This is a genomic window from Neptunomonas sp. (assembly GCF_041601355.1).
Taxonomy (GTDB): Bacteria; Pseudomonadota; Gammaproteobacteria; order Pseudomonadales; family Balneatricaceae; genus Neptunomonas.
Map to the genome: position 1 here is coordinate 23,861 of NZ_JBFIIH010000030.1, position 12,081 is coordinate 35,941.

A 12,081-nucleotide genomic window follows, 5' to 3' on the forward strand; every position below is an offset into this window, starting at 1 on the left:
CTCACAGAGGTTCACTGTGATCAAGCGGCCTTTTCGCCAGCAATGGAACATCGCCACTTAAGCCCATCGCCTGCATAACGATATGCTGCTTCAACGGCGAAAGCTTATCTAACGTATTCATACCGATATTACGGATCAATTTAAGCACTGGTTGTTGATGACCAAACAACTGCTTGAAAGCTTCCATGCCGGCTGACATCTGCAGATTAGCACCTTGACGCTGGCGTTGAAAACGCTTCAGTACAGCTTCACAACCGATATCCTCGCCGCGCTCAACCGCGATCAGAACCTGCTCAGCTAAGGCAGCGGCATCCATCAACCCCAGATTAACGCCCTGCCCGGCCAGTGGATGTATGGTATGCGCCGCATCACCGATAACCGCCAAACCTGGCTGCACATAATACTGAGCATGACGCTGGCGTAACGGGAAAACATAGCGCTGATCAGCCCACAGAACAGCACCCAAACGACTTTCAAACTCACGTGTTAAAGCGGCACAAAACGCGTCATCATCTAATTCCATCAATGATGCGGCATGGTCCGGCGAAGTTGACCAGACAATCGAGCAGCAATGCGGATCATCCAGTGGTAAAAATGCCAAAGGACCATCTTCTGTAAATCGTTGCCATGCTGTCGACTGATGACGTTGCCCGGTACGAACAGTGGTGACGATCGCATGGTGCCCGTAATCCCATTCCCACATAGGAATAGCAGCCAGCTGACGAATTTTCGACAGTGCACCATCGGCTGCAACCACCAATTTGGCACGCCATTGTGTTCCGTCTGCACAGCTGAGGAGACGGTAGGAAGTGTCGCCCGCACTTTCAGGCTCCGACAATTGAGTGACAGCGGCCCCGCCCACCAATGTCAGGTTATCCACCTGACTCGCTGCCTGATATAAGGCGGCAACACTGACGCGGTTTTCAACAATATGCCCCAACGCCAGCTCGTGCAGATCACGCGATGAAAAGTGAATATGGCCACTCCCTTCGCCATCCCAAACATCCATATCCGTATAGGGGCTAATCCTCAGTTGCTGCATGTAAGGCCAGGCGCCGACATGCGTGAGCAACTGCTGAGAAGCACACGTTAGCGCACTGACTCGCGGGTCATAACCATTCACTTGTTGTGCACCAACCTCATCAGCCACTGTCGCGGGATTAACATCACGATTTTCCAACAGTACTATTTTCTGTCCTGATGCAGCCAACGACAACGCCGCCGTCAAACCGACCATGCCTGCACCGACAATAACGATATCCGCTGTGTGTAATGTCATTCTTTTACCTTATTTCAGGCGTGGTGCTGGTACATCTAACCCCATCGCTCCACGCGCAAACAGTGTTTTAACGGGCGGACAGATATCCATTAACTGCAAACCCAGATCACGCCCCAATGCCAGCATAGGATTATGATTAGAAAAAAGCTTCATCGTTTTATCACTCAAACCGATGGTTCTCTGTTGATCAGCCACACGCGACTGATGGTAAGCCTGCAACATTTCAGCATCACCCACAGACACTCCGCCACGGCGAGCATCGATAATGAACTGAGCCAGCTCAACCACACCGCGTAAAGCAAGATTAAACCCCTGCCCGGCAATCGGATGCAGCGCATGTGCGGCATTACCCAGCACGGCCAACCCCGGACGCACCTGCTCATCCGCAAGTACCAATTTCAGCGGATAGCTAAAGCGCTCACCGACATGAATAAACCGCCCGGCACGATAGCCGAAACGCTCCTGAACGCGAGCAATAAACGCGGCATCATCCAGCGCCATAACGCTGTCCAGCTCAGCATCAGGGACTGTCCATACCAAACCACAGCGAGCCATATCCTGTTGATCCTGCAAAGGCAGAAGCGCTAACGGTCCGGTATCGGTAAAGCGTTCATAAGCAATCTCCTGATGGGGACGATCAGGGCTGATATTAGCCACCACCGCATGCTGCTGATAAACCACTTGCTGATAACTAATACCCAGCTTCTCCCGCAGATCTGAACGGCCACCATCCGCCATTACGACCAAGTCAGCGGACACCTTCAGTGTTTCACTTCGCCGCTGAATGGATAACTGCATCCCTTTTTCTACAGGCGTAACACTGACAACCTCCGCCGGGCAGAAATAACGTAACTGGTCAGCATTCGGATGTGTTTGTATATGATGTAACAACGCCCGTCCCAGCCAATGATTCTCTACCACATAGCCCAGTGCAGGCACATGCTCCTCTTCAGCATTCAGGCGTGTCGCCCCAAAATGCCCTTTGTCGGATACATGGATACGTTGAATAGGAGAGGCATGTGCGGCAATCGCCTGCCAGACATCAATTTGTTCGTAAAGCTTGCGAGTGCCATAAGACAACGCCGTCGCGCGAGCATCATAACTAGGCTGATAATGACTCAGGTCATCTGTCGGCACAGGCATCGATTCAACCACAGCAATCTGAAGGTCAAGCTCTTTGGCAATCGGCAATAACGCAGCGGCCAGACTTGCTCCGACCATGCCCCCACCAATAATAACGATATCGTAGTGTGTGTTCATGCCTGTCTCGCCACAGCCATCAACGCTTCAATCTCTTCCACTGTCTTTGGTACTGACGCGGTCAACACCTCACAACCCTGTGAAGTAATCAAAACATCATCTTCAATACGAATACCAATACCCCGCCAGCATGCATCAACACTTTCGTTATCAGGTGCAATATAGATACCCGGCTCAACCGTCATCACCATGCCCGGCTGCAACGACCGCCATTCCCCCTCAATTTTATAATCACCGACATCATGCACATCCATACCTAACCAATGACCCAGACGATGCATATAGAAGGCTTTGTAAGCACCGCAATCGATTAACTCCAGCGGATTTCCTTTAAGAATGCCCAGCTCCACTAAACCTTCCGTGATAACACTCACCGAAATATCATGTGTTTCTTCCCAAGGGATACCGGGCTTAATCGCCGCCAAACAGGCTGACTGAGCCTTGAGCACTAACTCATATAAGGCTCGCTGGGCTTCTGAAAAGCGCCCGTTGACCGGAAAAGTACGCGTAATATCCCCGGCGTAGTAATCCACTTCACAACCAGCATCAATGAGCACCAAATCACCGTCACGAAGTACCTTGTTATTCGAAATATAATGCAACACACAGGCATTCTTACCGCCACCAACGATGCTGGAATAAGCAGGTAAACGACATCCATGCTGCATAAAGTGATAGATGATTTCCGCTTCCAACTGATACTCCATCAAGCCAGGACGGCATCTTTGCATGGCACGCACATGCCCTTGCGCTGATATTTCACCCGATGCACGCATCACCTCAATCTCTTGCGCCGATTTAAACAAGCGCATTTCATGCAACACCGGGCTCAGCTCGACCAGTCGCGACGGTACACTTACACCCTGACGGCGCTTCTTGCGCATCGATTTCAGCCAATGCTCAACCCGGACTTCAGTCTGGTAGTGAGTGCCCATGCAGAAATAAACCGATTCGATGCCGTCCAATAACTCTGGCAGACGCTCATCAGCCTCATCAATAGAAAACGATCGATCAGCAAGGTAGTCGACCAGCACTCCCTCAGGCCCGGCGCGATAACCATTCCAGACCTCCATCTGCGGATCCCGCGGCTGACAAAATAGCGTATAGGTAAGGACTGATTTACCTTTGGATATAAGATTGGATATAAGAATAAGCGCATCAGGCTCATCAAATCCGCTCAAGTAATAGAAGTCACTGTCCTGCCTGAAGGGAGACTCAACATCACTATTGCGATGCTGTAATGTAGCTGACGGCACAACAACCATACTATTAACAGGTAACCGGGCAGCGAGACGCTCGCGCCGCTCAGCAAATTCACGCTGACTGATACATGGCTGTTTCATATTAATAGTGTCCATTAGTGCATTTTGGGGGCATCAGCAATGCTGACGGTGTCACTCGACTGATTGCATTCGGCAAACAACATCAATACCGCCATACGAACATACTCTTCCAGCTGCATGAAATCGGCTTCACTGTCCTCACCGTCATCCACTTCATTCGCTACTTGCGAAATTTCTGATAAATCACGTAGTACATCTTTCGCTTCATCAGACAATGACCGGTCAGTTTGCTTGCCCTGATAACCAAACCCCGTCATAAAGCCCTGACACCAGCGCCCCAATGATTCGACACGCTGTTCTAATGTTGCTTCGTCGTCTGGTAGCAACATCGCCAGCTCAAGACCAAAGCTTTCCAGTTGCCCTAGCGTTTGCTGATAAAGTCCAATAAGCCCGACCTTGCTGCCTTCCTGAGTTAAACTGTCAATTTCAAGCAATTCAGACACTGTGCTCAGCCAGATATCGGGCGTCATCCTGGCACCGGATGCCAACTGCCCCGCTAATAAACCATGCAACTCAGAGGGAGAAACAATAAAAACATTTTCTGTTACGAGCAGATTCGCAATCGCATCAAAACCTATCAACTCTTCATTCACTTCCAGCATCGTTCACTCTTCTCTTTTTAACGTTTTTGCAGACACACAATTCAATATATTTTGAATATCCTAGCATTGTAACCTATACAGAGCTATGCAGACCCGATTGACCCTCCAGAGCAGCCTGTTTATAGTCCACTCTAGACTTTATGTTGGATTCCCGAATGACAAACCAATACTTTATCGCACTTGAACAAAAAATTGACCAACTACTCGCCCGTTGCACACAGCTCGAGCTGGAAAACCAGCATCTACTGGCAACCGGACTACAGGCCCGGCAAGAAAAAGCGCGCCTTCTCCAGGTAAATGATCAAACCCGTGTACAGGTTGAAAAAATGATTCAGCGTATGAAAACACTGGAGCAAAGCTCATGAGTAATGACCGAGGCCACAAAGTCGCCATTAGAATAATGGATAAAGAATACCTGGTCGGCTGCCCCGAAGGAGCGGAAGATGAACTTCTTACTTCAGCTGACTTTCTGGACAAAAAAATGCGCGAGATCCGTGATGCCGGCAAAGTCTTAGGGCTTGAACGCGTTGCCGTAATGACTGCATTGAACCTGTCTCACGAACTGCTGAAGAGCAAGGCCGAACATCAGGAAAAGTTTGACGAACGCATTCAGAAACTTAACAAAAAAATTGATAGCTCATTAGCCATCACTGAAAAAACAGACCTTAACGAATAGGAATATTAGATTAAATTAATATATTTCAATTAGTTAACGGGCGCTCCTAGCATGTTTTAAATAAAATACAAGAGCTGACTTTAGCGCTAAACGCGTTATAATGATCTGGCTCCCTGAGGTGTTCGTCAATTGGTTACGTCCCTCGAGCCGATAATTACCAGTATGGATTTTTCTAGCAAGTGATGTGTGCATGTCCGTCTTCGGAAAGCCTTATTCACTTCGGAGATCTCCTCCTTGAACCTTCGGGTTCAGGGCCACAACCAGTAACGGCATCTTGGGGAGTCTCATAATAAGGAGCCTTAAATAAGGAGTCTTAATAGCTAAATGGACGCTCGCAGCACACTTCGGCAATCGATGCGTCAAAAACGACGCGCTTTATCCCCCCAGCAACAAGCAGCAGCGGCTCACAAGCTTCTGACAGTCATAAAAAAACTCCCGGATATTCACAAATCCAAACATCTGGCGATTTATCTGCCAAATGATGGAGAACTCGATCCGACGCCCATAGTGCAGTGGTGCTGGAAAATGAAAAAAAATGTCTACTTGCCAGTACTTCATCCGCTGTCACATAACCGACTATGGTTTGTCCGATACACCCACCGCACCCTGATGACACGCAATATTTACGGCATTCTGGAGCCTAAATCACCTTACCGCTTCATTCGCCCGGCAAAAATGCTGGACATCGTGCTGCTGCCCTTGGTCGCATTTGATGAGCAAGGAGGAAGACTTGGTATGGGAGGAGGCTATTATGACAGGACGTTCAGCTTTATCAGACAATACAATGCACAGCGGCCACGATTAATCGGGCTGGCGCATGATCTCCAAAAAGTAAAAAAGCTACCGATAGAAAGCTGGGATGTACCGCTTTCCTGTATTGTTACTGATGCCAGGTGTTATTAACCTTATCTATTCTATGCAAACTATAATGCCCAAGCCTGCCCTCAGGACTGAGCAAAAGGGATCAACCCTGGCGACTAAAAACCTGCTCAACCATCGATGCGAACTGAAAATCAGTATGAGAAAACATACCCGTCAGAACTGAACCAACAACAAAAGCGGTTACAAGAACCATGACTAAATCAGGACCTTTTTTCATATATCACTGTTTCTTCTATTTATAATTGCGTTTAATTTCATAGGTTCGGCAAATACGACGCATACTATTCCTTAGATGCATAAATAACCAAATGCTTAATTAGTATTATAGCGACAAATACGCGTATATTCCGGAAAAACTCAAATAATACTAAAAAAACACTCAAATATTGACTGAATTATCGGATTTTTACAGAATTTGGCAACTTTTTAACGTTATCATCATATTAAATCAGTATGCCGAGCATAAAAGGTAACGTGATCATCGACAGTAATACCTGCCCGGTGATGATGGCCGCCATCATCTCAGCATCTCCTCCCAACTGCCTTGCCAGAATATAGGCTGACGGAGCGGTTGGCACAGCCGAGAAGACCAACAACAGACCTGTCATCAATTGAGAAAGTTCCATCACGGTACAGATAATGTACATAATTAACGGAAATATCAGCAACTTAATCAAGGATGAAACCCATACAGCAGACTGAACGGCCCTTAAAGCGTGAATATTCAGACCAGCGCCTACCGCTAATAATCCCAGAGGTAATGCCATACTCCCCAACAGCCCGGCAACAGAAGAAACCATCTGCGGCACACCTAAGCCACTAATGTTTAAAGCGATGCCTAACAGACAACTGAGGATTAACGGATTTTTCAGCAAAGTGGATAACAGCGCCCGAACACCCTGTGAACTGGACACCTGGGTAGAAAAGACAATAACGCACAGCAGATTTATCAGCGGAATCATAACCGCGATAATAACCGCCGATATCGCCACAGCCTGCCCCCCGAAGAGTGCTGCCGCAGCGGCCAAAGCGACATAAGTATTAAACCGGACTGAGCCCTGATAAAACGACGTAAAGCCTGCCGCGGAAAACACCAGCCAATGGCGTAACAAAAAGCACGACAACGAGCCGATCAACAATAACAAACTAACAGCAATGCTTATTTCAAAAACTGAAACCCCTGTCATATCGGATGAACCCAGCTTATTAACCAGCAACACCGGAAATAGCACGAAGTAAGTTAGCTTTTCTGCTGGCTGCCAAAACCCATCTCCCGGAAACGCCATCTTACGACCAGCAAAACCCAGAAGAACGAGCGCAAACACAGGCCATAATGCACTGAGTACTGAGAGCATATTTGTGTACTACCCTTTACTTTCATTATTTTTAGTCGTAGCTTCTCGATAATACTTTATAGGAAGGAACTCACTATATGACATCGCTAATTTTAACCATTATCGGACCAGACAGGCCTGGACTCGTAGAACACTTGTCTAACACCATTGCAGAACATGATGGTAACTGGCTGGAATCTGCCCTGTCGCGTTTGGGCGGCAAGTTTGCCGGGATCCTGGTTATCAGCGTACCGGACGAAAAAGCATCCGATTTAACAGACGCTTTACAGACACTGCAAAAGTCCGGACTCAAAATCATCGCCGAGACGGCCGATGAACAAGAGCGCCCGAGCACCCTACAGCCCTTTACACTTGAACTGATTGGCCACGACAAACCAGGCATAGTGCGCGAAATATCTCAAGCACTGGCCAAACGTCATATCAACGTTGAAAACCTGACGACAGAACTGATCTCCGGCTCAATGTCAGCTGAATTACTTTTCAAGGCAGAAGCACAATTACTAGCGCCGGACAACATCGACTTTGATGACTTACAAAGCGCAATTGAAGCCATTGCCAGTGACCTGATGGTCGACATTACTCTAAATTAGACGCCTGTAGTAAAAGCGCTAAATTTACCTAGTCCATACAATCTAGTCCATACAATAAAGCCTGAAACCGGAATTCTCAGCATAACAAAATGCTGGCAAGCTGAATTCAGGCTTTATACAAGCGGCGACTAGAAAAACGCCACCGGCTCCGCGACAACTACCCGCTTATGGCTAAAGGAAGAGACTAGACTCTCTGTGTGAGTTTTTCCTGGCCACGTTTAACAGCGGCTCTTACCTGATCAGGCGCAGTGCCACCAATATGGTTACGCGCTGCAACCGAGCCTTCCAACGTCAGTACGTCAAAAATATCATCAGCAATGGTATCTGAGAATTTCTGCAGCTCGGCCAATGACATCTCCCCCAGGTCTTTGCCGGTTTCAATACCATAGGCAACTGACTTGCCAACCACCTCATGCGCATCACGAAAAGGCATGCCTTTTCTAACAAGATAATCAGCCAGATCTGTTGCCGTAGAAAAACCACGTAACGCTGCTTCACGCATATACTCCTTGCGTGACTCTAATGCCGGCACCATATCGGCATAAGCACGCAGGCAACCTTTAACGGTATCGATGGTATCGAACAACGGCTCTTTATCTTCCTGATTATCCTTGTTGTAAGCTAAGGGCTGAGACTTCATCAAAGTAAGCAGGCTGAACAGGTGCCCATAAACCCGTCCGCTTTTACCCCGCACCAGCTCAGGTACATCCGGGTTTTTCTTCTGCGGCATAATAGAGGAACCTGTGCAGAAACGGTCTGGCAGGTTAATAAAATTAAACTGCGCTGAAGTCCACAGCACCAGCTCCTCAGACATGCGTGTCATATGCATTAATAAAATGCTCGAGGCTGCACAAAACTCAATGGCAAAATCACGATCAGATACAGCATCCAATGAGTTTTCTGCCGGCGTATCAAAGCCCAGTAATTTACAGGTAATATCACGTTGAATCGGATAAGTGGTCCCTGCCAGAGCTGCAGCACCCAGAGGCATAATATTGACGCGTTTTCGGGTATCGAGAAATCGATCATAATCACGACTGAGCATTTCGAACCACGCCATTAAATGATGGCCAAATGTTACCGGCTGCGCTGTTTGCAAATGAGTAAAGCCTGGCATGATGGTATCGGCTTCCTGTTCCGCCAAGCCCAGCAACCCTTGCTGCAAACGAGTAATCTCCAACAGAATCAGGTCAATTTCATCACGCAGATACAAACGAATATCAGTGGCCACCTGGTCATTACGAGAGCGTCCGGTATGTAATTTTTTACCGGTAATGCCGATTTTTTCAGTCAGCGCGGCTTCGATGTTCATATGAACATCTTCCAAAGCGATGGACCACTCAAAACGACCTGCCTCAATATCAGTCCGGATCTCAGCCAGGCCCTGAATAATCATGTCACGCTCTGCAACCGTCAACACACCGGCTTCCGTCAACATGGTGGCATGAGCAACCGAACCTTGAATGTCCTGTCGATACATACGTTGATCAAACTCAACTGACGCTGTGAAACGCGCGACAAACGCATCCGTTGGCTCATTGAAACGACCACCCCACTGCTGGTTGGTTTTGCTGCTCATATTCAGGACCTCACTATAGACACTTTACAGACCGTTCTGGTCATAATTTGCGGGGGATTATAGCAGTTTTGACTCCCGATGCGTGTTCTGTTGATATATGCAAGACCCAGAATCAAAATGATCTGTTACAATCGCTGCATTCGCCTGAATAAGGCCCATTGTCGTTTTCACCTCAGGACTGGACTATGCATCAAAAAGTTGTGCGCATCGCGACCCGAAAAAGCCTCCTCGCACTTTGGCAAGCGGAATACGTAAAAGCTGAGTTAGAGAAACACCACCCGGGCATTCAGGTAGAACTGTTGGGCATGACAACACGTGGCGACAAAATTCTGGACACACCTCTGGCAAAAGTAGGTGGTAAAGGTCTCTTTGTTAAAGAACTTGAAGTCGCCATGCTGGAAAACCGTGCCGATATCGCGGTTCACTCCATGAAAGACGTACCTATGGAGTTTCCTGAGGGGCTTGGACTGGCGGTTATCTGCCCTCGCGAAAAGCCAACCGATGCATTTGTTTCTAACAAATTCAACTCCCTTTCTGATCTTCCGCAAGGGGCTATCGTGGGAACCTCATCTCTACGACGCCAATCCCTGCTGAAAGAACAACGCCCGGATCTTGAAATTCAGGATCTGCGCGGCAATGTACAAACGCGTCTTAGTAAACTGGATGATGGCCAATATGATGCCATTATTCTGGCAACTGCCGGCCTGATCCGCCTCGGGTTGCCAGAGCGTATCCGTAGCGAGTTACCTGACGACATCTGCCTACCTGCGGGCGGACAAGGCGCCGTAGGTATAGAGTGTCGTCTCGATGATGCGGAAACGATTGCCTTGCTTGCCCCATTGCATCACCAGGCAACGGCATGGTGCGTTCTGGCTGAGCGCGCGTTGAACAAACGCCTTGAAGGTGGCTGCCAGGTCCCGATTGCCTGTCACGCAGTCCTTAATAAGGAGCAAGATGAAGTCTATCTGCGCGGCTTAGTCGCCCGGCCTGATGGCACGACTGTGCTACGCGATGAGATGCGCGGACATCCGGATCAAGCAGAGCAAATAGGTATAGCGGTAGCTGAACGCCTGTTAGCGGCCGGTGCTGATGAAATTCTGAGCGAAGTCTATGCAACCAACAAAGGCTGATCTACCAGACTTACACGGTCAGTGCGTTCTCGTTACACGCCCCGCACATCAGGCCGCACAACAAATCAGCCTGCTGGCTGAATGCGGAGCGGTAGCCGTTCATCTGCCGGCACTTGAAATATGCCCAATAACGGAAGCAGACCCAGGCTATGCGCTGTTAAGAAATCAGATGATGAATCTGGACCAATACACCATCATCGTCTGCATCAGCCCCAATGCCGCTCACCTCGCATTAGACTGGATCGATCAATTTTGGCCACAAATGCCTGACGGCATCCAGTGGTACGCCATTGGCCAGAAAACAGCCCACATTCTTAATCAGCAAGATATCCCCGCATGCCACTCAAACAGCGGGTTTAATTCAGAAGCAATGCTGACTCTGACAGATCTGCACGATATCAAAGGCAAAAAAATTCTCATTTTAAGAGGGTCCGGCGGGCGTACCACACTCGCTGAAACCTTATCGGAGCGCGGCGCGGACGTAGAATATGCCAACCTCTACGAACGAAAATGTCCCGAATATGATGATATCCTTATCAAAAGTACTATTTATAACTCTGCTTTATCATCTATCCTGATTACCAGTGGCGAGGCTCTTAGCAATTTTGTTACAGTTGCACAAGGTCGCCAAAAACAGTTCAGCAGCGATTCACTACATCAGCTTAACCTTGTAGTGCCCAGTGAACGAATAGCTGATCAGGCCAGACACTTAGGATTTACGCGAATAAAGGTTGCGCAAGGACCGGATGATCTATCCATGGTGACAGCGCTAAATTCAGCTAACGACTCGGAAACCAACGAATGAAACACACCGAGAAAAAAACACAAACAACCGTAGACGCTGTCATTGAGCCGAAAGCCGCCCCGATGGAGCAAGAAACAGAAAAGCAAAATAAAGCCAAACCTGTTGAAAGCAATGCGGATACGACTGTTGAATCAGACATCGACAAAAAAAACGCTGTCAACGAGCAAAGCGAAACGCCCGAATTGACACCCGAGCCTGCTAAAAAAGAACCGGCTCCTCCTGCCCCGCCCGCCGAAGAAAAACAAGGCGCTACCTGGCCAGGAAAACTAGCACTTATAATTTCTATTATTGCGTTAGGCGGCACGGGCTACCAATATTGGCAGTCAATGCAGAACCAGCAAAACGACAGTGCTAGCATTGACAACCTGAAGCAGGAGGTCAGTAAGGCCGTTGCCGATGTTAACTCTCAGCTAACCGATACTAAATCACTGGTCACCTCTCAGGTTGCTTCGGTTAATCAGAACCTCACGCTACTACAGTCCCAATCTTCAAAAGAACAGCAGGGGATTGAGGAGTTACAAACACGTCTGACAGAAAGCATTCAACAAGTGACCGCTAAACAGACTAACACGCGCAAAGA

13 protein-coding genes, 1 other RNA gene and 1 pseudogene are annotated in these 12,081 nt (G+C 48.3%); 8 read left to right on the plus strand and 7 right to left on the minus strand.

The annotated features are described in order from the left end of the window. Position 1: 1 nt before the first annotated feature. From ABY436_RS07020 to ABY436_RS07035, 4 genes are read right to left on the minus strand one after another with little or no spacing between them, the layout of a single operon-like run. Positions 2-1,279 carry an FAD-dependent oxidoreductase gene (locus tag ABY436_RS07020; protein ID WP_372738284.1) on the minus strand — a complete coding sequence of 426 codons (1,278 nt, stop codon included), beginning with the start codon at positions 1,277-1,279 and terminating at the stop codon, positions 2-4. 9 nt (positions 1,280-1,288) lie between these two features. Next, positions 1,289-2,539: a 2-octaprenyl-6-methoxyphenyl hydroxylase gene (gene ubiH, locus ABY436_RS07025; RefSeq protein WP_372738285.1), complete on the minus strand. Its 1,251-nt coding sequence runs from the start codon at positions 2,537-2,539 to the stop codon at positions 1,289-1,291. Continuing rightward, on the minus strand, positions 2,536-3,882 hold the full coding sequence (gene pepP, locus ABY436_RS07030; protein WP_372738286.1) for a Xaa-Pro aminopeptidase: 1,347 nt from the start codon (positions 3,880-3,882) through the stop codon (positions 2,536-2,538). Before pepP ends, ubiH begins: the two co-directional genes overlap by 4 nt. A gap of 14 nt (positions 3,883-3,896) precedes the next feature. Beyond that, positions 3,897-4,484 carry a UPF0149 family protein gene (locus ABY436_RS07035; RefSeq protein ID WP_372738287.1) on the minus strand — a complete coding sequence of 196 codons (588 nt, stop codon included), beginning with the start codon at positions 4,482-4,484 and terminating at the stop codon, positions 3,897-3,899. Positions 4,485-4,639: 155 nt separating this feature from the next. Here ABY436_RS07035 and ABY436_RS07040 point away from each other — a divergent pair, with 155 nt between their 5' ends. From ABY436_RS07040 to ABY436_RS07055, 4 genes are all read left to right on the plus strand, one after another. Then, entirely contained in the window at positions 4,640-4,849 is a 210-nt protein-coding gene (locus tag ABY436_RS07040) for a TIGR02449 family protein (RefSeq protein WP_090730428.1), read from the plus strand. After that, complete coding sequence (locus tag ABY436_RS07045) at positions 4,846-5,160, plus strand: cell division protein ZapA (RefSeq protein WP_372738288.1); 315 nt, start codon at positions 4,846-4,848, stop codon at positions 5,158-5,160. The genes ABY436_RS07040 and ABY436_RS07045 overlap by 4 nt, the downstream gene beginning before the upstream one ends. A 107-nt stretch (positions 5,161-5,267) precedes the next feature. Next, positions 5,268-5,445, plus strand: a non-coding RNA gene (ssrS, locus tag ABY436_RS07050) — 6S RNA. Positions 5,446-5,484: 39 nt separating this feature from the next. Next, positions 5,485-6,063, plus strand: coding sequence for a 5-formyltetrahydrofolate cyclo-ligase (locus ABY436_RS07055; RefSeq protein WP_372738289.1), 579 nt, complete (start codon positions 5,485-5,487; stop codon positions 6,061-6,063). 61 nt (positions 6,064-6,124) lie between these two features. On the opposite strand, the gene ABY436_RS07060 is transcribed toward ABY436_RS07055, so the two are convergent. After that, a complete protein-coding gene (locus ABY436_RS07060; RefSeq protein ID WP_372738290.1) occupies positions 6,125-6,259 on the minus strand; it encodes a hypothetical protein in 135 nt (44 codons plus the stop codon). Positions 6,260-6,485: 226 nt separating this feature from the next. Beyond that, complete coding sequence (locus ABY436_RS07065) at positions 6,486-7,397, minus strand: AEC family transporter (protein WP_372738291.1); 912 nt, start codon at positions 7,395-7,397, stop codon at positions 6,486-6,488. Positions 7,398-7,474: 77 nt separating this feature from the next. On the opposite strand from ABY436_RS07065, the gene ABY436_RS07070 reads away from it, so the two are divergent. Next, positions 7,475-7,987 carry a glycine cleavage system protein R gene (locus ABY436_RS07070; RefSeq protein WP_372738292.1) on the plus strand — a complete coding sequence of 171 codons (513 nt, stop codon included), beginning with the start codon at positions 7,475-7,477 and terminating at the stop codon, positions 7,985-7,987. 184 nt (positions 7,988-8,171) lie between these two features. Here the strand turns inward: ABY436_RS07070 and argH are convergent, their stop codons facing one another. Further along, positions 8,172-9,566 (minus strand): argininosuccinate lyase, encoded by a 1,395-nt coding sequence (gene argH, locus ABY436_RS07075; protein WP_372738293.1) that lies wholly within the window; start codon positions 9,564-9,566, stop codon positions 8,172-8,174. A gap of 185 nt (positions 9,567-9,751) precedes the next feature. On the opposite strand from argH, the gene hemC reads away from it, so the two are divergent. From hemC to ABY436_RS07090, 3 genes and pseudogenes are all read left to right on the plus strand, one after another. Further along, positions 9,752-10,696 carry a hydroxymethylbilane synthase gene (gene hemC / locus ABY436_RS07080; protein WP_372738294.1) on the plus strand — a complete coding sequence of 315 codons (945 nt, stop codon included), beginning with the start codon at positions 9,752-9,754 and terminating at the stop codon, positions 10,694-10,696. Further along, entirely contained in the window at positions 10,677-11,501 is an 825-nt protein-coding gene (locus ABY436_RS07085; protein WP_372738295.1) for a uroporphyrinogen-III synthase, read from the plus strand. Before hemC ends, ABY436_RS07085 begins: the two co-directional genes overlap by 20 nt. After that, positions 11,498-12,081, plus strand: a pseudogene (locus tag ABY436_RS07090) (hypothetical protein); the annotation flags it as partial. The gene ABY436_RS07085 and the pseudogene ABY436_RS07090, both read left to right, overlap by 4 nt.